The 21,494-nt window shown below is 71.8% G+C and carries 20 protein-coding genes and 1 riboswitch; of the genes, 9 read left to right on the top strand and 11 right to left on the bottom strand.

The features are described 5' to 3' along the window. The first annotated feature begins 180 nt into the window (after window positions 1–180). The gene (lplT, locus tag WDZ95_RS16255; RefSeq protein WP_425779900.1) at window positions 181–1,452 is read left to right on the top strand and encodes a lysophospholipid transporter LplT; all 1,272 of its coding nucleotides are present in this window, start codon (window positions 181–183) and stop codon (window positions 1,450–1,452) included. 18 nt (window positions 1,453–1,470) lie between these two features. On the opposite strand, the gene WDZ95_RS16250 is transcribed toward lplT, so the two are convergent. After that, window positions 1,471–2,643, bottom strand: coding sequence for a hypothetical protein (locus tag WDZ95_RS16250; protein ID WP_425779898.1), 1,173 nt, complete (start codon window positions 2,641–2,643; stop codon window positions 1,471–1,473). 167 nt (window positions 2,644–2,810) lie between these two features. On the opposite strand from WDZ95_RS16250, the gene WDZ95_RS16245 reads away from it, so the two are divergent. Further along, the gene (locus WDZ95_RS16245; protein ID WP_166229350.1) at window positions 2,811–3,299 is read left to right on the top strand and encodes a glutathione peroxidase; all 489 of its coding nucleotides are present in this window, start codon (window positions 2,811–2,813) and stop codon (window positions 3,297–3,299) included. Between the two features lie 3 nt (window positions 3,300–3,302). Here WDZ95_RS16245 and WDZ95_RS16240 read toward each other — a convergent pair whose 3' ends face one another. Further along, window positions 3,303–3,776 carry a hypothetical protein gene (locus WDZ95_RS16240; protein ID WP_425779896.1) on the bottom strand — a complete coding sequence of 158 codons (474 nt, stop codon included), beginning with the start codon at window positions 3,774–3,776 and terminating at the stop codon, window positions 3,303–3,305. A 182-nt stretch (window positions 3,777–3,958) separates the two neighbouring features. Here WDZ95_RS16240 and WDZ95_RS16235 point away from each other — a divergent pair, with 182 nt between their 5' ends. Beyond that, window positions 3,959–4,384 carry a CesT family type III secretion system chaperone gene (locus WDZ95_RS16235; protein ID WP_425779894.1) on the top strand — a complete coding sequence of 142 codons (426 nt, stop codon included), beginning with the start codon at window positions 3,959–3,961 and terminating at the stop codon, window positions 4,382–4,384. A gap of 3 nt (window positions 4,385–4,387) precedes the next feature. On the opposite strand, the gene WDZ95_RS16230 is transcribed toward WDZ95_RS16235, so the two are convergent. The 8 genes from WDZ95_RS16230 to WDZ95_RS16195 all read right to left on the bottom strand — a co-directional run bounded on the left by WDZ95_RS16230 (window position 4,388) and on the right by WDZ95_RS16195 (window position 10,915). Further along, entirely contained in the window at window positions 4,388–4,954 is a 567-nt protein-coding gene (locus WDZ95_RS16230; protein WP_425779892.1) for a hypothetical protein, read from the bottom strand. Window positions 4,955–5,072: 118 nt separating this feature from the next. Continuing rightward, entirely contained in the window at window positions 5,073–5,813 is a 741-nt protein-coding gene (locus WDZ95_RS16225) for an LrgB family protein (RefSeq protein ID WP_425779890.1), read from the bottom strand. Next, entirely contained in the window at window positions 5,803–6,171 is a 369-nt protein-coding gene (locus WDZ95_RS16220; RefSeq protein WP_425779888.1) for a CidA/LrgA family protein, read from the bottom strand. The genes WDZ95_RS16225 and WDZ95_RS16220 overlap by 11 nt, the downstream gene beginning before the upstream one ends. A 6-nt stretch (window positions 6,172–6,177) precedes the next feature. Continuing rightward, window positions 6,178–7,410, bottom strand: a complete 1,233-nt coding sequence (gene glcF / locus WDZ95_RS16215; protein WP_425779886.1) for a glycolate oxidase subunit GlcF — start codon at window positions 7,408–7,410, stop codon at window positions 6,178–6,180. Between the two features lies 1 nt (window position 7,411). Then, window positions 7,412–8,539: a glycolate oxidase subunit GlcE gene (gene glcE, locus WDZ95_RS16210; protein WP_425779884.1), complete on the bottom strand. Its 1,128-nt coding sequence runs from the start codon at window positions 8,537–8,539 to the stop codon at window positions 7,412–7,414. 92 nt (window positions 8,540–8,631) lie between these two features. Then, complete coding sequence (locus WDZ95_RS16205) at window positions 8,632–8,856, bottom strand: hypothetical protein (protein ID WP_287468532.1); 225 nt, start codon at window positions 8,854–8,856, stop codon at window positions 8,632–8,634. Between the two features lie 151 nt (window positions 8,857–9,007). Further along, the gene (locus tag WDZ95_RS16200) at window positions 9,008–10,543 is read right to left on the bottom strand and encodes an ammonium transporter (RefSeq protein WP_166229334.1); all 1,536 of its coding nucleotides are present in this window, start codon (window positions 10,541–10,543) and stop codon (window positions 9,008–9,010) included. Window positions 10,544–10,576: 33 nt separating this feature from the next. Further along, a complete protein-coding gene (locus WDZ95_RS16195; protein ID WP_070400158.1) occupies window positions 10,577–10,915 on the bottom strand; it encodes a P-II family nitrogen regulator in 339 nt (112 codons plus the stop codon). A gap of 329 nt (window positions 10,916–11,244) precedes the next feature. On the opposite strand from WDZ95_RS16195, the gene WDZ95_RS16190 reads away from it, so the two are divergent. Beyond that, entirely contained in the window at window positions 11,245–12,771 is a 1,527-nt protein-coding gene (locus tag WDZ95_RS16190; protein ID WP_425779880.1) for a YifB family Mg chelatase-like AAA ATPase, read from the top strand. Between the two features lie 10 nt (window positions 12,772–12,781). On the opposite strand, the gene metH is transcribed toward WDZ95_RS16190, so the two are convergent. Continuing rightward, window positions 12,782–15,535 carry a methionine synthase gene (gene metH / locus WDZ95_RS16185; protein ID WP_425779878.1) on the bottom strand — a complete coding sequence of 918 codons (2,754 nt, stop codon included), beginning with the start codon at window positions 15,533–15,535 and terminating at the stop codon, window positions 12,782–12,784. Between the two features lie 31 nt (window positions 15,536–15,566). Next, a riboswitch (S-adenosyl-L-homocysteine riboswitch) is annotated at window positions 15,567–15,660 on the bottom strand. Between the two features lie 60 nt (window positions 15,661–15,720). Between metH and WDZ95_RS16180 the strand changes: the two genes are divergently transcribed. From WDZ95_RS16180 to WDZ95_RS16160, 5 genes are all read left to right on the top strand, one after another. Continuing rightward, window positions 15,721–17,322, top strand: coding sequence for a sigma 54-interacting transcriptional regulator (locus WDZ95_RS16180; RefSeq protein WP_425779876.1), 1,602 nt, complete (start codon window positions 15,721–15,723; stop codon window positions 17,320–17,322). A gap of 192 nt (window positions 17,323–17,514) precedes the next feature. Then, complete coding sequence (locus tag WDZ95_RS16175) at window positions 17,515–18,399, top strand: sulfurtransferase (RefSeq protein ID WP_425779874.1); 885 nt, start codon at window positions 17,515–17,517, stop codon at window positions 18,397–18,399. 33 nt (window positions 18,400–18,432) lie between these two features. Continuing rightward, window positions 18,433–18,990, top strand: coding sequence for an OsmC family protein (locus WDZ95_RS16170; RefSeq protein WP_166229324.1), 558 nt, complete (start codon window positions 18,433–18,435; stop codon window positions 18,988–18,990). Window positions 18,991–18,995: 5 nt separating this feature from the next. After that, window positions 18,996–20,144, top strand: coding sequence for an acyl-CoA dehydrogenase family protein (locus WDZ95_RS16165; protein WP_166229322.1), 1,149 nt, complete (start codon window positions 18,996–18,998; stop codon window positions 20,142–20,144). Further along, window positions 20,141–21,418, top strand: a complete 1,278-nt coding sequence (locus tag WDZ95_RS16160; protein WP_425779871.1) for an FAD-dependent oxidoreductase — start codon at window positions 20,141–20,143, stop codon at window positions 21,416–21,418. Before WDZ95_RS16165 ends, WDZ95_RS16160 begins: the two co-directional genes overlap by 4 nt. Window positions 21,419–21,494 lie beyond the last annotated feature (76 nt).

The following is a 21,494-nucleotide window of genomic DNA, read 5'->3' as shown; positions in this document are numbered from 1 at the left end:
AAATGTCAAGGCGCGCGGGACAGACCGAGCGGCGGGGCGGCTTAACGGCAGCCCGGGCGGATCACCGTGCTATAACCCGCGCCACCCGACCGGAGACGAGCCACGAACTGTCGCACAACGGCGGGAACATTCGTGGCCGAGCCGCTTCATCCTGGCAGCACAGCAAACCGATTCATCGCCATGAAGCGCGGCTTCTACACCATCATGACGGCGCAGTTCTTCAGCTCGCTGGCTGACAACGCGCTCTTCGTCGCGGCCATCGAGCTGCTGCGGCACCGCAACGCGCCCGAATGGCAGGGCGCCGCGCTGGTGCCCATGTTCGCGCTGTTCTATGTGCTGCTCGCGCCCTTCGTGGGGGCGTTCGCCGACGCCAGGCCCAAGGGCCAGGTCATGTTCATCAGCAACGCCATCAAGGTGGCGGGCTGTCTGCTCATGCTGTTTGGCGTGCACCCGCTGCTGGCCTACACGCTGGTGGGCCTGGGCGCGGCGGCGTACTCGCCGGCCAAGTACGGCATCCTCACCGAGCTGCTGCCGCCCTCGCAGCTGGTGAAGGCCAACGGATGGATCGAGGGCCTCACGATCGCCTCCATCATCCTCGGCGTGCTGCTGGGCGGCCAGCTCGTGGGCCCCGCGGTGGCGCCGCTGCTCATGAAGCTGCACCTGCCGGGCATCGACAACGCGCCCGACGCCGCGATCGCGCTGCTGGTGCTGGTGTACGCGCTGGCCGCGGGCTTCAACCTGCGCATCCCGCTCACCGGCGTGACGCCGCGCCCCATGCCGCGCAACCCGCTGGTGCTGCTGCCGGATTTCTGGACCTGCAACATGCGCCTGTGGCGCGACCGCCTGGGCCAGATCTCGCTGGCCACCACCACGCTGTTCTGGGGCGTGAGCGGCAACCTGCGCTACATCGTGCTCGCCTGGGCCGCCGCCGCGCTGGGCTACAGCACCACGCAGGCCTCGGCGCTGGTGGGCGTGGTGGCGCTGGGCACGGCCGTGGGCGCGGTGGTGGCGTCGCTGCGCATGCGGCTCGATGGCGCCACGCGCGTGATCCCGCTGGGCATCGGCATGGGCCTGCTGGTGGTGTTCATGAACTTCATCGACAACGTGTGGGTGGCTGCGCCCTTCCTCGTGCTGCTGGGCGCGCTGGGCGGCTTCCTCGTGGTGCCCATGAACGCGCTGCTGCAGCACCGCGGGCACAACCTCATGGGCGCGGGCCGTTCCATCGCGGTGCAGAACTTCAACGAGCAGGCCTGCATCCTGGGCCTGGGCGCGTTCTACAGCTTCTCCACCGGCCTGGGCCTGTCGGCCTTCGCGGCCATCACCGCCTTCGGCCTGCTGGTGGCGGGCACCATGGCCCTCATCGGCTCGTGGCACAAGCGCAACCAGCGCGAGCACGCGCACGAGATCGAGCGCCTGCTGGAGATCGCGCGCCGCGACGACCTGCACGGCTGAGGCCGCGGCGGGGGCGCTTCAGAAGCTGCCCACGTTGGTCGGCGCGAAGCCGTTGAGGTTGACCAGGTGGTGGTGCGCGAGCACCTTGTACAGATCGGCCTCGCCCACCGAGCGCGAGAGGTAGGCATCGGCGCCCGCAAGGCCGGCCTTCATGCGGTCCATGCTGCCCGCGCTGGGCGCGAACAGGATCACCACCGGCGCCGGGCGACCGCTCTTGCGCTGCTTGGCCGTGCGGCAGATCGCGAAGGCGTCGGGGCTGCCGCCGAGGCGGTCGATCACCACCAGGCGGTAGGGGTGCGCGTCGAGCATGGCCTGGGCCTGCGCAGGCTCGCGGCACCAGTCGATGCTGAGCTCGTACTTGCGAAAGCGCTTGAGCAGGATGCGGCCTTCGACCAGGCTCTGCCCGACCAGCAGGGCGTCGCCGCGCGCCGCCTCGGGCAGCGGCGGCTCGTCGCGCGCGCTGCGCGTGTGGCGCGCGCGCGGCGCGGGCGGCGACACGTTGAAGAGCTCGTCCAGACCCGCGAAATCGGTCGGGCCGCTCAAGGGGATGCGCACGGACTTGGCCGCCGCGGGCACGGCCGCGGGCGGTGCGACGGGGGCCGTGACTGGCGCCGCAAGCGGCGCCGCAGCGGCGCGGGCCGGCAGCGCGGCATCGAGCTGTCGCCGCTCCTCGCGCGTGAGCGGCCGCGTGGGCGGGAACTCGGTTTCGGGGTTGCGTCGGCGCGGGCGGCCGGCCGGCGCCAGCAGCGGCGCGGCCTGCGGCCGGCCGCTGGCCAGCCGCATGCTCGCGTCCAGCCCCTGCAGCTGCGAGGCCTTGAAGGGTTCCGTGGCCGCGAAGGCCTGCGGGACCAGGGGGGCGGCGGCCACGCCGGCCCGCGCGGTGCGCAGGCCCACCAGGGCGTCGAGGGCGCCCAGCAGCGAAACGAGCCGGATCGGCTTGGCCAGCAGCGGCCAGCCGGTGCCGCCGTCGTGCCCGCCCACGAGCAACACCCGTCCCGGCAGCTGCGCGTCACGCACCAGGCCCAGGGCCTGCGCGTTGTCGGCGTTGACCACCAGGATCTGCGCGTCGAGCACTTCTTCCTGCACCTCGTAGGCGGGCGGCCGCCGGGCCGCGAGCCGGAAGAACGATTCGAAGGTGGCGCTCTCGGTCTGGGAAAACCCGACCAGCGCCACGGTGTAGGCAGCCCCCATTGGACGGCTCCGATCGGTGGGTGATGATGGTTTGGTTACGTTCGGAAACGCCGCGCAGTATCGCCGCAGCGACTGCTTTTGCGTGACAGGGCGAACCCTTCGGTCGGCCTGTGTGAAGATTTCGTCTGACCGCCCACCGACTTGCCCACCCCACCCGAGGACCCGCCATGCCCGACAGCGTCTACTCCTTCGAAGCCCAGACCATCGGCGGCCAGACCGTGCCGCTCTCGCAATACCGCGGCCAGGTGCTGCTGATCGTGAACACCGCCAGCGCCTGTGGCTTCACGCCGCAGTTCGCGGGGCTGGAAAAGCTGCACGCCACCTACGGCCCGCGCGGGCTCGCGGTGCTGGGCTTTCCGTGCAACCAGTTCGGCGCGCAGGACCCGGGCAGCAACGAGCAGATCGCGGGCTTCTGCCAGCTCAATTACGGCGTGAGCTTTCCCATGATGGCCAAGATCGACGTCAATGGCGCCAACGCCCACCCGCTGTACCGCTGGCTCACCGCCGAGGCCCCGGGCCTGCTGGGCAGCAAGGCCATCAAGTGGAACTTCACCAAGTTCCTCGTGGGCCGCGACGGCCAGGTGATCAAGCGCTACGCGCCGCAGGACGCCCCCGAGAAGCTCGCGGGGGACATCGAGAAGGCGCTGGCGGGCTGAGGTTCAGCCGCCGCCGTCGGGGCGTTCGCCGATGGGTTCGGCCTTGGGGCCATTGGAGCCCCCCTCCGAAAACTTGTACTTGTTGTAAATCTCGAGAGCGCGCCCCGCGAAAGGGTCGCGGCCCAAGATCTCGTCCTCCTCGCGCATCAGCTTTTCGATGGTGTCTTCCCTGCGGAACCAGCGGCGGCCGCCCTCGCGCTCGGGTGCGTCGACATGCGTCTCCCCGTAGGTCTTGGCGCCTTCCGGGCGCGCGAGCATGCGTTGCTGGTGCCGGCTCGGCCGGATGTAGCGGACCGGCTGGCCGCCGTTGCCGGTGATCTGCTGCACCAGGTGCACGGGTGAAAGCACCACGGCCTCCACGCCGCGTCCCAGGTTCTGGAGCACGTCGAGGGTGTTGCGCCCGTGGTATTGCGCACCTGTGAGGGTTCGGGTGAAGGCGGGCGGAGGGGGAGATATCGATGCGCTGTTTCGGTTCATGGTGACTTGGGTCAAAGGGATGAAAGGGCCTGCGACGGCAGTCAGAAGACCGCGCCGGGGCTTAGGTAACGGCAGCCATCAGACCAATCCTGGATCGGCCATTCGATCCGCCAACCGGCGGAGCACGGGCGCGCGCGAAGCCGCTGCAATGGGCCTTTTGCCGTTCGCATGCAGAGGCCGCCATGACCCCCGAGCAATTCCGTGAACTCTGCCGAGACGCGTCGCGCGCGCTGGGCCTGGCCGACGTCGAAGCGCTGTTCGAGAGCCGCGACACCGTGCTCGACGGCGTGAAGGTGGGCAGCTTCCACGACGAAGCCGCCGACCCCGACGGCGTCTTCTGCTACGCCGACCTGGGCCCGATCGGGCCGGACGCGCGGCCCGTGGAGCTGATGGAAGAGATCCTCGCCCTCAACCTCAGCCTCGACGGCGCCATGGGCGAGGTGATCGGCATGGAGCGCGAGAGCCGGCACCTGGTGCTGCGCGCGCGCCTGAGCGAGCAGCAGGGCGCGCTCGACGCCCAGGAGTTGGCCGAGTGCCTGCGGCACTACGCGGCACTGGCCAACGACCTGTTCGAGCGGGTGCTGATCGGGGTGGAGCGGGCGGGCTGACGCTCAGTCTTCGAGGTTCGCGTTTGCGATCGCTTCTGCGATGGCCTTCAGACAAACCGCGCGCAGGTCCGCATCCGCCGGCAGCAGTTCGTAGCGCTGGGCAACTGGCAACCCGACATATCCGCGGCCGTCGGCACCGCCCTGCTGGTACCTGAACAGCAGCGTTTCGTCGATCGTGTGATTGGCGAACAGTTCTTTCATTGCGCGATCGGCGCCGATCTGCATCGCTTCGGCCTGCTCAGGGTCGTCCACGCCCAGCCGGCCGAAGAGGCGCTGATCTTCGTTTTCCGCAAGGTGCCGGGCCACGGCTTCGTCTGCAACGGTGTCCAGGGCCTGCTGGTAGGTCTTGCTGCCCTCTGGACGAAAGGCCATGCGCTTCTCGTGGCGGCTGCGTTCCAAGAATTCGACGTCCTGTCCGAAAAGCACCTGGTTGACCAGGTTCTTGGGGAACAACACGACCGCTTGCAGGCCACGCTTCACGTTCTGCGCCACGTCGCCGGCGTTGCGCTTGTGGTACTCGATGCCTTGAAGGTTGCGGGTGAAGGCGTTGGGATTGCTGGCTTTGTGCATGGTGAACCCGGGGGGTTGGGGGAAGGGGTGGCGCGCGGGGGAACGCCCCGACGCCGGCGTCTGCGTAACCGCCCGTGGCCACCCGCTCCCGCCTCGGCCTTCCGGTCGACGCCCGCCCTCACAACACCCGCAACAAGCCCCCGGCCAGCCACGGCAGCACCAGCGCACTGAACAGCGCGCTCAGGCCCATGGCCAGCCCGGCGAAGGCGCCGGCCTCTTCGCTCACCTGGAAAGCGCGCGCGGTGCCGATGCCGTGCGCGATGGTGCCGAGCGCGAAGCCGCGCACCGCGGGCTCCCGGATGCGCAAGGCATCGAACAGGTAGCGCGCGCCGAGCGCGGCGCTCACGCCGGTGGCCATCACCAGCACCGCGGTGAGCGAGGGCAGGCCGCCGAGCTTCTCGGCGATGCCCATGGCCACGGGCATGGTGACCGATTTGGGCGCGAGCGAGGCCAGGGTGATGCGCGAGGCGCCCAGGGCCCAGGCCAGGCCGATCGCGCTCACCGTGGTGACCACCACCCCGGCCACCAGCGCGCCGAGCAGCGGCAGGGCCAGGCGGCGCAGGCGGTGCATCTGCTCGAACAGCGGCACGGCCAGCGCCACGGTGGCCGGGCCGAGCAGGAAGTGCACGAACTGGGCGCCCTCGAAGTAGGTGGCGTAGGGCGTGCCCGTGGCCCAGAGCAGGGTGGCCAGCACCACCACGGCCAGCGGCACCGGGTTGGCCAGCGGATGGAAACCGCTGCGCCGGTACAGCACGAAAGCGCCGTGGTACACGAGCAGCGTGAGCGTGAGCCCCAGCAGCGGCGTGGCCGCGAGGTAGACCCACAGCGCCATCAGGCTGGGCGGGGCCTCAGCCGCCATCGCGCAGGCCCTCGCGGCGCGCCTGCCAGCGCATGAGCGCGAGCAGGGTGAAGGCGGTGGCCAACAGGCCCAGCAGGGTGCTCACCACCAGCGCCACGCCCAGGGCCAGCGCCTCGTCGCCCAGGCGCTGCAGGTGCTGCATCACGCCCACGCCCGCGGGCACGAACAGCAGCGACAGGTGTTGCAGCAGGCCCTGGGTGGTGGGCTTGATCGCCTCGAGCGCGCTCGGGCGCAGCAGCAGCGCCAGCAACAGCAGCGCCAGCCCCACGACGGGGCCGGGCACGGGTGCGCCCGACAGGCGCACCGCCACCTCGCCCAGCAGCTGGAACACGAGCAGGGTGGCCAGCGCGGGGATCATGGGCGCTCAGGCCTGCAGGGCCTCGTCGAGCAGCTCGACCCAGTGGCGCACGGGCGTGTCGGTGCCGCTTTGCAGGTGCGTGATGCAGCCGATGTTGGCGCTGGCGATGACCGCGGGCCGCAGCTCGCCCAGGTGATCGAGCTTGCGGTCGCGCAGCGTGGTGGCGATCTCGGGCTCGAGCACCGAATACGTGCCGGCCGAGCCGCAGCACAGGTGGGGCTCGACGCGCGCGGTGCGCACCGTGAAGCCGAGTTCGCCCAGGCCGCGCTCGACGCCGCCGCGCAGCTGCTGGCCGTGCTGCAGCGTGCAGGGCGGGTGGTAGGCGATGACGCGCTGCGCATCGGGCAGGGCCGCCAGTTTCGGCCGCAGCGCGGGCACGAGCTCGGGCAGCAGCTCGGACAGGTCGCGCGTGAGCGCGCTGATGCGCGCGGCCTTGTCGGCGTAGGCGGGGTCGTCGCGCAGCTGGTGGCCGTAGTCCTTGACCATGGCACCGCAGCCCGAGGCGTTCATCACGATGGCCTCGGCGCCCTGCGCCACGTGGGGCCACCAGGCGTCGATGTTGGCGCGCATCTGCGCGCGGCCGCCCTCGTGGTCGTTGAGGTGGAACTTCACCGCGCCGCAGCAGCCGGCCTCGGGCGCGAGCACGGGCTGGATGCCCGCGGCGTCGAGCACGCGCGCGGTGGCGCTGTTGATGTTCGGGGCCATGCCGGGCTGCACGCAGCCCGCGAGCATGAGCATGCGCCGCGGGTGGGCGCGCGTGGGCCAGGCGCCGGCGTCGCGCGGCGCGGGCACCTTGGCCTTGAGCGCGCCGGGCAGCAGGCCGCGCACGGCCTGGCCCAGCTTCATCGCGGGACCGAACAGCGGCGAGGGCAGGCCTTCCTTGAGCAGCCAGCGCACGGTGCGTTCGCCCGCGGGGCGCGGCACCTTCTCGTCCACCAGCGCGCGGCCGATGTCGACCAGGTGCCCGTACTGCACGCCGCTCGGGCAGGTGCTTTCGCAGTTGCGGCAGGTGAGGCAGCGGTCGAGGTGGCGCTGGGTCTTGCGCGTGGGCGTGGCGCCTTCGAGCACCTGCTTGATCAGGTAGATGCGCCCGCGCGGGCCGTCGAGCTCGTCGCCGAGCAGCTGGTAGGTGGGGCAGGTGGCGGTGCAGAAGCCGCAGTGCACGCACTTGCGCAGGATGGCCTCGGCTTCGCGGCCGGCCGCGGTCTCTCGGTACTCGGGGGCGAGCTGGGTCTGCATGTCAGAACACGGCGGGGCCGCAGAACACGCCGTGGGGATCGAAGGCGCTGCGCAGGCGCTGCATCACGGTCTGCAGCGCGGGCGCGGGGGTGTCGAAGCGGCGCACGCCCGCGGCGCCGGTCGCGGGCTGGCGGAACAGCTGGGCGTGACCGCCCGCCGCGCGCGCGGCGTCGCGGATCTCGCGCTCGGCCTCGGGCGGGGCCCAGAGCCAGCGCTGCGCGCCCTGCCATTCGATGAGCTGCGGCCAGGCCGCGAGCAGCGGCCCCGTGGTCTGTGGCACCGACACGCGCCACAGGCCGTGTGCGGGCGACGGCGCCTGGGCGAGAAAGGGCAGGCGGTGGTCGCGGCACGCGGCCCAGTCGGCGCCGGCCTGCGCGGTGTCGAGCCGCACGCCGCCGGCCTCACGCTGCAAGCGGGTGCAGGCGGCCTCGACCGCGGCCACCGCGCCGCGCAGGCGCACCAGCAGTTGCCCCTGCGGCGGCTCGCCCTGCCAGCGCGAGGCGTTCAGCGGCAGCGGCTCGCCGCCCCAGCGGTGCAACTGCTCGAGCGCGTCGCGCTGGCCCAGGGGGAACAGCAGCGTGGCCTCGGCGGGCGGCACGGGCAACACCTTGAGGCTCACGTCGGCGATCACGCCGAGCAGGCCCCAGCTGCCCGCGAGGGCGCGGCTGAGGTCGTAGCCCGCCACGTTCTTCATGACCTGGCCGCCGAAGCTGAGCAGCTCGCCGCGGCCGTTGATCAGGCGCGCGCCGAGCACGTAGTCGCGCACGCCGCCCGCGCTGGCGCGCGCCGGGCCGGCCAGGCCGCTGGCCACCATGCCGCCCACGGTGGCGCCCGCGCCCAGGTGCGGCGGCTCGAAGGGCAGGCACTGGCCGTGTTCGGCCAGCGCGGCCTCGACCTCAGCCAGCGGCGTGCCGGCGCGCACGGTGATGACCAGCTCGCTCGGCTCGTGGCTCAGCACGCCCGACCAGCCGCGCACCGACAGCGCTTCGCCCTCGACGGGCCCGCTCACCGACGACTTGCTGCCGCCGCCGGCGATGCGCAGGCGCCGGCCCTGGGCCACGGCGGCGCGCACCTGTTCGATGAGTTCGCCGGGGTGATCGGCCGTGGGGGCACCGGGGGTCGCTGACATGGCGGCGATGGTAGTCGCCGGCCTTGGGGCCGCCCTTGAATTTTTTGCACGCGGCGCTGCAATCGCCGAGAGCGGAGGGCCGGGTGCCGCGGTCAACGGCCGGTGAGGCCGAGACAGGCGCCCGCGTCGGGGCGGCCCTTGCACTCGCGGCGCAGGCGGCGCTCGCGCGCCGCGGGGGATTCGTCGGACGGGGCGGGCACGAACTTCAGCGTGCCCGGGGCTTGACGCGCCGGCGCGGGCTTTTTGGCCCACGCAAACGGCACACCGGTCTGCACCACCACCACGAAGGCCAGGGTCCACAGCGTCTTTGCATGCATCGTCACTCCCTTGTGAAACAGGGCGGTCATGCTAGGCCGCGCCGCGGCGCGCTGCTCCCCGGGGGTACGCAAAAAAGCCCGCGGACCTTGCGGGCCGCGGGCTGAGGGGATGACCACCCCGCCCGTCGACGGGGGGTGACCCTGGAGGAGATCAGCGGTTGTAGGCGGTCTCGCCGTGCGAGGTGATGTCCAGGCCTTCGCGCTCGGCTTCTTCGCTCACGCGCAGGCCGATGGTCAGGTCCACGATCTTGAAGGCGACCACGGAAACCACGCCCGACCACACGATGGTGAGCAGCACGCCCTTGGCCTGGATCCAGACCTGCGAGGCGATCGAGTAGGCATCGGGGGCGACCATGGCCACCGTGGTCCAGTCGGCCACCAGGCTGGGGCCGCCGAGGTTGGGGGAGTTGAACACGCCGGTCAGCAGCGCACCCACGATGCCGCCCACGCCGTGCACGCCGAACACGTCGAGCGAGTCGTCGGCGCCGAGCATCTTCTTGAGGCCGGTCACGCCCCAGAGGCAGGCGAAGCCGCCGACGAGGCCGATGACCAGCGCACCGGGGATGCCGACGTTGCCGGCGGCCGGGGTGATGGCCACCAGGCCGGCGACGGCGCCCGAGGCGGCACCCAGCATCGAGGCCTTGCCCTTGAGCATGGACTCACCCAGGCTCCAGGCCAGCACGGCGGCGGCGGTCGCGACCAGGGTGTTGATGAAGGCCAGCACGGCGAAGCCGTTGGCTTCCAGGGCGGAGCCGGCGTTGAAGCCGAACCAGCCCACCCACAGCATGGAGGCACCGACCATGGTCAGCGTCAGGCTGTGCGGCGCCATGGCTTCCTTGCCGTAGCCAATGCGCTTGCCCACCATGAAGGCGCCCACCAGGCCCGCCACGGCGGCGTTGATGTGCACCACGGTGCCGCCTGCGAAGTCGAGCGCGCCGTGCTGCCAGATGTAGCCGGCCTTGGCGTTCATGGCGTCGACCACGTCGGGGCTGGTGTAGGCGTCCGGGCCCATCCAGAACCACACCATGTGGGCGATCGGGGCGTAGCTGAAGGTGAACCAGATCACGGTGAACAGCAGCACGGCCGAGAACTTGATGCGCTCGGCGAAGGCGCCCACGATCAGCGCGCAGGTGATGCCCGCGAAGGTGGCCTGGAAGGCAGCGAACAGCAGTTCGGGGATCACCACGCCCTTGCTGAAGGTGGCGCCCATCGCGAAGGTGCCGGCGACGTTGTCCCAGGTGCCCGCGAGGAACAGGCGGCTGAGCCCGCCGAAGAAGGCGTTGCCCTCGGTGAAGGCCAGGCTGTAGCCGTAGACGGCCCACAGCACCACCACCAGCGAGAACACGACCATCACCTGCATGAGCACCGACAGCATGTTCTTGCTGCGCACCAGGCCGCCGTAGAACAGGGCCAGGCCGGGCACGGCCATGAAGGTCACGAGCAGCGTGGACACCATGAGCCAGCTCACGTCGCCCTTGTCGGGCGTGGGGGCGGCGGCGGGTGCAGCCGCCGGTGCTTCGGCGGCGGCCGCCGGAGCGGCGGCAGCCGGCGCTTCAGCCGCGGGTGCGGCCGCGGCCGGCGCGGCAGCGGCCGGCGTGTCGGCCGCAGGGGTTGACTGGGCGAGGGCTGCGCCGCCGCCGATCGCCAGGCCCAGGCCCAGCAACAGGGAAGCCAGGAATTTCTTCATTTGGATGATCTCGGTTGGAATGCGGGAAATGGCTCAGATCGCCTCGTTGCCGGTTTCACCGGTGCGGATGCGAACCACCTGTTCGAGCGGGGAAACGAAGATCTTTCCGTCGCCGATCTTGCCGGTGCGGGCCGCACCTTCGATGGCTTCGATCACGCGCTCCACGAGGTCGTCGGCCACGGCGGCCTCGATCTTGACCTTGGGCAGGAAGTCGACCACGTACTCCGCGCCGCGGTACAGCTCGGTGTGGCCCTTCTGGCGGCCGAAGCCCTTGACTTCGGTGACGGTGATGCCCTGCACGCCCACACCGGACAGTGCCTCGCGCACTTCGTCCAGCTTGAACGGCTTGATGACGGCTGAAACCATTTTCACGACGATCCCTCCAGGGAGTTGGTTGATCCGACCTCGGGATTAGCAGCTTGTGTGCCAAGTCGGTGTACCCCCTGGGGAACGCAGGGCACCAGAAAGAGGCCTGGGCCGGCAGCGCCCGCCCGCGCACCGCCGAATGGCACCAATCCAGTGCCTCAGGGCCCAGATTGGGGAGCACCGCGACCGCCCGTCGCGCGCGGCGCCTCAGCGCCGCACCAGCTTGGCGCCGATCGGGCCCGACACCCCCGGGCAGCATCGGGCCTGGCGCGCCGCCACAATCGCCGCCCCGTGGCCGCAGCGGGCGGCCACGCACCCATCCAGGGAGACAACGCATGGGACTGGCGCGCGTGCACAGCCGAGCCTTGCAGGGCCTGCAGGCCCGCCCGGTGACCGTGGAGGTGCACCTGGCCAATGGCCTGCCGGCCTTCACGCTGGTGGGCCTGGCCGACACCGAGGTGAAGGAAGCGCGCGAGCGCGTGCGCGCGGCCATCGCCCACAGCGGGCTCGAATTCCCGTCCAGCCAGCGCATCACCGTCAACCTCGCGCCGGCCGACCTGCCCAAGGACTCGGGCCGCTTCGACCTGCCGATTGCCCTGGGCATCCTCGCCGCCAGTGGTCAGATCAGCGAGGAAGCGCTCACCCACGCGGTGTTCGCGGGCGAACTGTCGCTGGGCGGCGAGCTGCGCCCGGTGCGTGGCGCGCTGGCCATGGCGCTCGCGCTGGCGCGCGAGCCCGTGCCCATGCTGCTGGTGCTGCCCCCGGGCAGCGCCGAAGAAGCGGCCCTGGTGCCGCAGGCGCGCGTGGTGCGCGCGCGCCACCTGGCCGACGTGGCCGCGCGCTACCGGCGCGAGCGGCCGGCCAGCGGCGAGGACGGGGGCTGGAGCACGGTGGCCGCGCGCACGCCGGCCGCACCACTGCCCGGGCCCGACCTGGCCGAGGTGCACGGCCAGGCGGCCGCGCGGCGCGCGCTCGAAATCGCGGCCGCCGGCGGCCACAGCCTGCTCCTGGTGGGGCCGCCGGGCGCCGGCAAGTCGATGCTGGCCCAGCGCCTGCCCGGCGTGCTGCCGCCCATGGCCGACCACGAGGCCCTCGAAGCCGCGGCCGTGGCCTCGCTCGCGGGCCGGTTCTGCGCGGCCGACTGGGGCCGGCGCCCCATCAGCAGCCCGCACCACAGCGCCTCGGCCGCGGCGCTGGTGGGCGGCGGCTCGCCGCCGCGGCCCGGCGAGATCTCGCTCGCCCACCGCGGCGTGCTCTTTCTCGACGAACTGCCCGAGTTCCCGCGCCACGCGCTCGAAGCGCTGCGCGAGCCGCTGGAGACCGGGCGCATCCGCATCGCGCGCGCGGCCTGGCAGGTGGAGTTCCCGGCCGACTTCCAGCTCGTGGCGGCCATGAACCCCTGCCCCTGCGGCTGGCTGGGCCACCCCACGCGCGCCTGCCGCTGCAGCCCCGAGCAGGTGGCGCGCTACCAGGGCCGGCTCAGCGGCCCGCTGCTCGACCGCATCGACCTGCAGGTGGAGGTGCCCGCCCTGCCCGCGACCGAGCTGCTGCAGGGCCCGGGCGGCGAGCCGAGCGCCGCGGTGCGCGCGCGCGTGATGGCCGCGCGCGAGCGCGCGCTGCAGCGGCAGGGCGTGGCCAACCAGGCCTTGCGCGGGCAGGCGCTGGACGAACACGCGAGGGCCGACGCGCCCGCGCGGCAGCTGCTGCAGGCCGCGGCCACGCGGCTGGGCTGGAGCGGCCGAGCGGTGCACCGCGCGCTGCGCGTGGCGCGCACCATCGCCGACCTGGCCGGCCATGGCGCGGTGCAGGCGGCCGACGTGGCCGAAGCGGTGCAGTACCGGCGCGCGCTGGCCGCGCGCTGAGCGCGGGCGCTCAGAGGTTGGGGGCCAGCCAGCGCTGCAGTTCGTTGCGCGCCACGCGGCTGCGCTCGGCGAGGTCGGCGAGCTGGTCGTCGCCGATCTTGCCGACGTTGAAGTAGGTGCTCTGCGGGTGGCTCAGGTAGAAGCCGCTCACGCTGGCCGCGGGCGCCATGGCCAGGCTCTCGGTCAGCGACATGCCGATCTCGCCGGCCTGCAGCAGCTCGAACAGGCCGCGCTTGACGCTGTGGTCGGGGCAGGCCGGGTAGCCGGGCGCGGGGCGGATGCCCTGGTACTTCTCGGCGATCAGCTCCTCGTTGCTCAGCGCCTCGTGCGGCGCGTAGCCCCAGAGGTCGGTGCGCACGCGCTGGTGCATCTGCTCGGCCAGGGCCTCGGCGAGGCGGTCGGCCAGGGCCTTGAACATGATGGCCGAGTAGTCGTCGTGGTCGGCGAGGAACTGCTGCTCCTTCTTCTCGACACCGATGCCCGCGGTGACGGCGAACACGCCCACGTAGTCGCGCGCCACGCCCTGCGGCGCGACGAAATCGGCCAGGCAGCGGCTCGGGCGCATCACACCGCCCACCTCCTGCTTCTCGGTCTGCTGGCGCAGGCCATGCCAGACCAGCGCGGGGCGCTCGCGCGACTCGTCGGCGTAGAGCGCGATGTCGTCGCTGTTCACGCTGTTGGCCGGGTACAGGCCGATCACCGCGTTGGCCTGCAGCCAGCGGCCGTCGATCAGGCGCTGCAGCATGCGCTTGCCGTCGCTGAACACGCGGCGCGCTTCCTCGCCCACGATCTCGTCCTTGAGGATCTCGGGGAAGGGGCCGGCGAGGTCCCAGGTCTGGAAGAACGGGCCCCAGTCGATGTATTTCGCGAGCTCGGCGAGGTCCACGTTCTTGAACACGCGGCGGCCGATGAACTTGGGCGCGGGCGGCGTGTAGCCGGCCCAGGCGATCGGCGTGCGGTTGGCGCGCGCCTTCTCGAGCGGCCACAGCGGCACGGGCTTCTTGTTGGCGTGCTGCTGGCGCACGCGCTCGTAGTCGGCGTTGACCTCGGCGATGTAGGCCGCGGCCTGCTCGGACAGCAGGCCCTGCGCCACGCTCACACTGCGCGAGGCGTCCGGCACATAGACCACCGGGCCTTCGTAGTGCGGCGCGATCTTCACCGCGGTGTGCACGCGGCTGGTGGTGGCGCCGCCGATCAGCAGCGGGATCTTGCGCACGCGGAAGTGCTCGTCCTTCTGCATCTCGCTGGCCACGTACTGCATCTCTTCGAGGCTGGGCGTGATCAGGCCCGACAGGCCCACGATGTCCGCACCCTCGACCTTGGCCTTGGCCAGGATCTCGTGGCACGGGACCATCACGCCCATGTTCACCACCTCGAAGTTGTTGCACTGGAGCACGACGGTGACGATGTTCTTGCCGATGTCGTGCACGTCGCCCTTGACGGTGGCGATGACGATCTTGCCCTTGCTGCGCACGTCGCCGCCCGCGGCCTCCAGGCGCTTCTTTTCTTCTTCGATGTAGGGCAGCAGGTGGGCCACGGCCTGCTTCATCACGCGCGCGCTCTTGACCACCTGCGGCAGGAACATCTTGCCCTGGCCGAACAGGTCGCCCACCACGTTCATGCCGTCCATGAGCGGGCCTTCGATGACGTTGAGCGGACGCCCGCCGCCGGCCTCGATCTCGCGCCACATGGCCTCGGTGTCTTCGGTGATGAAGTCGTTGATGCCGCGCACCAGCGCGTGCGACAGGCGCTCGCGCAGCGGCAGCTCGCGCCAGGCGTTCTTCTGCGAATCGTCCTTGGCCGCGCCCTTGGCGGTCTCGGCGATCTCGAGCAGGCGCTCGGCCGCGTCGGGCCGGCGGTTGAGCACCACGTCTTCCACGCGCTCGCGCAGCACGGGTTCGAGCTCGTCGTACACGCCGACCATGCCGGCGTTGACGATGCCCATGTCCATGCCGGCCTGGATCGCGTGGTACAGGAACACGGTGTGGATGGCCTCGCGCACCGGGTCGTTGCCGCGGAAGGAAAAGCTCACGTTGGACACGCCGCCCGAGACCTTGGCGCCCGGCAGGTTGCGCTTGATCCAGCGCGTGGCCTCGATGAAGTCGACCGCGTAGTTGTTGTGCTCCTCGATACCGGTGGCGATCGCGAAGATATTGGGGTCGAAGACGATGTCCTCGGGCGGGAAGCCCACCTCGTCGACCAGGATGCGGTAGGCGCGCTCGCAGATCTCGATCTTGCGTTCGTAGGTGTCGGCCTGGCCTTTTTCGTCGAAGGCCATCACCACGGTGGCCGCACCGTAGCGCTTGATCAGGCGCGCCTGGCGCTTGAATTCCTCGACGCCTTCCTTCATCGAGATCGAGTTCACCACGCCCTTGCCCTGCAGGCAGCGCAGGCCGGCCTCGATCACGCTCCACTTGGAGCTGTCGACCATCACCGGCACGCGTGCGATGTCGGGCTCGCCGGCCATGAGGTTGAGGAAGCGCACCATGGCGGCCTCGCTGTCGAGCATGGCCTCGTCCATGTTCACGTCCACGATCTGCGCGCCGTTCTCCACCTGCTGGCGCGCGACCGCGAGCGCGTCTTCGAAGCGGCCTTCGAGGATCATGCGCGCGAAGGCCTTGGAGCCCGTGACGTTGGTGCGCTCGCCGACGTTGACGAACAGGCTGCCCTCGCCGATGACGAGCGGCTCCAGGCCGGACAGCAGCATGGGGCGCACGGCGGGGGTGGCGGCGGGAACGGAAGACGGAACGGGGTCGGCGGACATGCGGCTCACCAGGGTTGTTTGCAAGAAACCGGTCTGGTGAGCGTCGTTGGGGCTGGTCATGCCCGCTCAAGCCTGACGCCCGGTGCCCCGTGGCGGGGACGGGCGCTGCAACGCTCCTTGAGAACCCGCGATTTTAGCGGCTGGTTGTTGGCGGCTGGTGCGGGCCTTGCTAAGCGGGAAGCACCATGCCCAGCCCCGCCGCCCTGCCCGCCGACCGCCCCGACGCCGCCACCGACTGGCGCGGCCAGGAACTGCTGCTGATGCGCCAGGTGATGGCCCTGGTGGGCCGCAGCCTGGCACCGGCCGATGTGTTCCACGAGATGCTGCACCTCATGAGCGAGCTGCTCGGGCTCAACCGCGGCCGCCTGGTGCTGGTCGACGACGACCCCGCGCCCGACGGCACGCGCCAGGCGGCGATCCGCCACGCCTACGGCCTCACGGCGGCCGAGCGTGCGCGCGGCCGCTACCGCTGGGGCGAGGGCGTGACCGGGCGCGTGCTCGCCAGCGGCCTGCCCGCCATCGTGCAGGACGTGGACGCCGAGCCGCTGTTCCTGTTCCGCAGCGTGCGGCGCGCGCAGCTGCCGCCCCAGACCGTGGCCTTCATCGCGCTGCCGGTGGCGGTGCGCGGCGCCACCGTGGGCGTGCTGGCCTGCCACCGCATCCGCAGCCGCCAGCGCCACCTCAACGACGACCTCGCGCTGCTGCGCATCCTGGCCACGCTCGCGGGCCAGCTGCTCGAACTCGAGCAACTCGTGGCCGAGCAGACGCGCCAGCTGCAGGTACGCAACGCCGCGCTCGAGCGCGCGCTCGACAGCGCGGCCGCGCGCTACGGCCTCATCGGCCGCTCGCCGCCGCTGCTGCAGGCGCTGGCCGAGCTCGAACGCGTGTCGCAGTCGCAGGCCACGGTGCTGCTGCTGGGCGAATCGGGCTCGGGCAAGGAGCTGTTCGCGCGCGCGGTGCACCTGGCGAGCCCGCGGCGCGACCAGCCCTTCATCAAGGTCAACTGCGCGGCCATTCCCGAGTCGCTGTTCGAGTCGGAGCTGTTCGGCCACGAGCGCGGCGCCTTCACCGGCGCGGCCGGCGCGCGCGCGGGCTGGTTCGAGCAGGCGCACCGCGGCACGCTGTTCCTCGACGAGATCGGTGAGCTGCCGCTGGCGCTGCAGAGCAAGCTGCTGCGCACGCTGCAGGAAGGCACGCTGGTGCGACTGGGCGGCAGCCGCGAGGTGCGCGTGGACGTGCGCCTGGTGGCCGCCACCCACCGCGACCTCGCGCGCGACGTGCAGGCCGGCCGCTTCCGCCAGGACCTGTACTACCGGCTCAACGTGGTGCCGATCCGCCTGCCCAGCCTGCGCGAGCGGCGCGAAGACATCCGCGCCATCGCGCTGCACTTCGTGAGCCGCGCCAACCAGGCGCACCAGCGCAACGTGCACCTGGCGGCCGACGCGCTGGCCGCGCTCGAGGCGCACGACTGGCCCGGCAACATCCGCGAGCTGGGGAACCTGATCGAGCGCGTGGTGCTGCTGGCCGAAGACCCGCTGGTGGGCGCGGCCGCGCTGCGCCGCTTCATGCCCGAGCACGAGCGCGCCGCGGCGCAACCCGCGAGTGGCCCGCTGCTGGCCAGCGAAGCGCCGCTGGTGCGCGACTACCAGAGCGCGCAATCGCACAGCGTGCAGGCGCTGCGCGACGCGCTCGCGCGCCACCAGGGCAACCAGACGCGCGCGGCGCAAAGCCTGGGCCTCACGCTGCGCCAGTTCAGCTACCGGCTGCGCAAGGCACGGCTGCGCTGAGCGCTGCCACGGCCGCGCACTGTGTGGACAAAGTGTCGACACAGTGGCGCGCCACGGCCCGGAACGGGAACCGGGGCCTGCGCGTAAATCATTGATTTAATTGAATTTTTCGACCTCTGGCGGGGCTGGCACGAGCGTTGCGCTGTGCAGGGCCGGACATCCCTTCCGGCCCTTCAACCTCGCGAGGTCTCCATGAGCATCGAAGCCACCCTGATCGCCCCCGAGCAACTGCAAACCCTGCAAGCCAGCGACCCCGTGGTCGTCATCGACACACGCGACCCCGAGGCCTACGCGGCCGGTCACATCCCCGGCGCGGTCAACCTGCGCGAGATCTTCACCTACCTCGCCACCTCCACGCCCGAGGGCCTGGAAGCGCTCAAGAGCAGCTTTGCCGCCGCGCTCGGCGCGGTGGGCCTGTCGGGCGCCGAGACCGCGGTGTTCTACGAAGACGCGATGAACAGCGGCTACGGCCAGTCGTGCCGCGGCTACTACCTGCTCACCTGGCTCGGCTACCCCAAGGTCAAGGTGCTCAATGGCGGCTTCAGCGCCTGGAAGGCCGCGGGCCTGCCGGTGAGCACCGAAGCCGCCACGCCGGTGCCCGCCACCTTCCCCGCGCTCGCCACCACCGACGTGATGCTGACCCAGGCCGATGTGGAGAAGGCCCTGGGCACGGACGTGGTGCTGCTCGACGTGCGCGACGTGGACGAGTGGATCGGCGAAAGCTCCAGCCCCTACGGCCGCGACTTCGCGCCGCGCAAGGGCCGCCTGCCGGGCGCGAAATGGGTCGAGTGGTACCGCTTCATGAAGCCCTCGCCGCAGGGCCCGGTGTTCAAGACGCCCGACGAGGTCAAGGCCGAACTCGCCACCGTGGGCGTGGGCACCGACGACACGATCTACCTCTACTGCTTCAAGGGCGCGCGCGCGTCCAACACCTTCCTCGCGCTCAAGCAGGCCGGCTTCGCCGACGTGCGCATGTACTTCGGCTCCTGGAACGAGTGGTCGCGCGACCCCGCGCTGCCCATCGAAACCGGCCTGCCGATCAAGGCGGCCAAGCCCGCCCTGGCGCTCGCCGCCTGATCCCCCGTTTTTTTCAACCCCCACGGAGACACCATGTCCACCACCGCCACCGCCGAACCCACCACCGTCAAGGCCCACCTGCGTCCCATCGACGCCGCCGGCCTGGCGGCCTTCGCCGCCAAGGGCAAGGCCAACCCGGGCAGCCGCGGCACCAACAAGGTCCACACCGTCATGGAGGGCCAGTACCGCTCCCTCAGCTACGTGGGCAACCACGCACCGGTGGTGGTGGACGAGCCGCTGCACCTGTTCGGCCAGGACACCGCGCCCGCGCCGGGCGAGATCGTGCTCTCGGGCCTGGGCGGCTGCATCGCCGTGGGCGTGACCGCGGTCGCCACCTGGAAGGGCGTGAAGCTCAGCCGCCTCGAGGTCTTCCTCGAAGGCGACATCGGCAACCCCGCGGCCTGGGGCGCGGGCGGCGCGCTGGAGAAGCAGCCGCCCGAGATGGGCTTTCAGGCCATCCGCGTGAAGGTGCTGGTGGAAGGCGACGCGACGCGCGAAGAACTCGACGAGATCGTGCGCCACGCCAATTACTACTCGCCCGTGGCCAACACCATGCGCAACCCGATCCCGTTCGAGATCTCGATGGCCTGAACACCATGGACCTGGCCGACCTGCCCCGCGACCCGCTCGCGCCCCTCAGCCCCGACGCGGTGCTGGCCGCCGTGCGCGACGTCGCGCGCGGCCCGCTGGCCCGCGTGGTGGAGGCCATCGACCGCGAGGGCTACTACCCGCGCGCCGAACTGCAACAACTGGCCGCGCTCGGCGCCATGAGCGCGCACCTCGACGCGCCCGCGGGCCGCGGCGACTACCGGCTGGCCCTGCAGGCCATGGCCGAGGTCTCGCGCGTGTGCGGCGCCACCGGCTTCATGGTCTGGTGCCAGGCCGTGTGCGGCCTGTACCTGCAGGCCTCGGGCAACCCCGCGCTCACGGGCGAGGTGCTGATGGCACTGGCGCGCGGCGACGCGCTCGGCGGCACGGCCATGTCCAACCCCATGAAGAGCTACGCGCAGATCGAGGGCCTGCTGCTCAAGGCCACGCCGGTCGAGGGCGGCTACCGCGTCAACGGCACCCTGCCCTGGGTCAGCAACCTGGGCCCGGGCCACGCCTGCGGCGCGCTCGCGGGCGTGGTCAACGAACAGGGCGAGGTGGTGCGCGAGGTGATGTTCCTGCTGCGCTGCGACGCCCCCGGCGTGGAGCTGCGCGACTGCCCGAGCTTCTCGGCCATGGAAGGCACGGGCACCTATGCACTGCGCGTGAAAGACCTGTTCATCGGCGCCGACGACACCATGGCCGACCCGGCCAGGCCCTTCATCGCGCGCATCCGCGGCGCCTTCGTGCTGCTCCAGTGCGGCATGGCCGTGGGCGTGACGCAGGGCGCGATCGACACCATGTGGGCGGTGGAAGACCAGCTCGGCCACGTGAACCAGTTTCTCGAAGACCGGCCCGCGGCGCTGCAGGCCGAGCTCGACGCACTCACCGCGCGCGTGATGGCGCTGGCCGACACGCCCTTCGACCCCTCGGTGGATTTCTTCATCGACGTGCTCGACGCGCGCGCGCACGGCGCCGAGCTCGCGCTGCGCGCGGCGCAGTCGGCGCTGCTGCACCAGGGCGCGCGCGGCTACCTGCTGAGCAGCGAGGTGCAGCGCCGCGTGCGCGAGTCGCACTTCGTGGCCATCGTCACGCCCGCGATCAAGCACCTGCGCAAGGAGATCGCGCGCCTGAGCGCCGAGGCCATGCCCGCATGAACACGCCCGCCGCCCCCACCCTTGCCGTCACCGCCACCGCTCAGGCCGTGCGCGCGCTCGGCCCCTACCGCCAGTACCTCTGCGAGGCCTGCGGCTACGTGTACGACGAGGCCGTGGGCGACGCCGACAGCGGCCTCGCGCCCGGCACGCGCTACGAGGACATCCCCGAGGACTGGGCCTGCCCGCTGTGCGGCGTGACCAAGGCCGACTTCCGGCTCTACGAAGCGCCCGCCATCGACGCGCTGCGCGCGCGCGCCACGGCCAGCGCCACGCTGCCCGCCAGCGGCGGCGAGGCCGGCGTGGTGATCGTGGGGGCGGGCCGCGCGGGCTGGCAGACCGCCGAGGCGCTGCGCGCGCTGCACCCCACGCTGCCGATCACGCTCGTGAGCCAGTGCGCCGGCGACGTGTACGACAAGCCGCTGCTGTCGGTGGCCATCGCGCGCCGCCTCGACGACGGCGCGCTGGTGCGCGAGCGCGGCGCCGACGCCGCCGCGCGACTGGGCCTGCGTCTGCTGCCGCACACACAGGCGGTGCGCATCTGCACCGACACGCGCACCCTGCGCACCACGCGCGGCAACCTGTGCTACGACCACCTGGTGCTCGCGCACGGCGCGCAGGCGCGCGTGCCCGAGGGCCTGCCGCCCGAGCTGTGCTGGCGCGTGAACCACCTGGCCGCCTACCAGCGCCTGCGCCAGCGGCTCGGCGACGCCCCGCGCGAGGTGCTGATCGTGGGCGCGGGCCTGATCGGCAGCGAGCTCGCCAACGACCTGGCGATCGGCGGCCACCGCGTGACGCTGCTCGACGCCTGCGACCAGCCGCTGGCGCGCTGGCAGGCCCAGGGCGCGGGCACGCAGCTGCTGCAGGCCTGGCGCGACCTGAGCATCCGCTTCGTGGGCGGGGTGCAGGTGCAGTCGCTCGAACGGGTGGGCGATCGGCTGCGCCTCGCCACCACCGATGGCCAGCGCTTCGCGGCCGACCAGGTGGTGGTGGCCGCGGGCCTGGAGACGCCCGGGCGGCTTGCGCGCAGCGCGGGCCTGGCCTGGGACAACGGCATCCGCGTGACGCCGCACAACCTGCGCACCAGCGCCGAGCGCATCCACGCGCTGGGCGACTGCATCGCCATCGACGGCCAGCCCAGCCGCTACATCGAACCCATCGCGCGCCAGGCGCGCGCGATCGCGGCCGACATCTGCGGCGCCGCGCCCGCGCCCTACGTGCCGCGCGCGCCGGTGGTGCGGGTGAAGACGGGTTCGCTGCCGCTCACGCTGCACTAGGCGGTCCGCGACCGGGGCCACCGTATGGGCGCGCGGGCGCTGGCACACTCGCGCGCTCCGCCCCCACCGCGCGCGC

Source organism: Hydrogenophaga sp. T2 (assembly GCF_049843535.1).
In the GTDB taxonomy this organism is placed as follows: Bacteria; Pseudomonadota; Gammaproteobacteria; order Burkholderiales; family Burkholderiaceae_C; genus Hydrogenophaga; species Hydrogenophaga crocea.
Note: the sequence above shows the minus strand (reverse complement) of the source record. Positions and strands in the feature narration are given on the sequence as shown.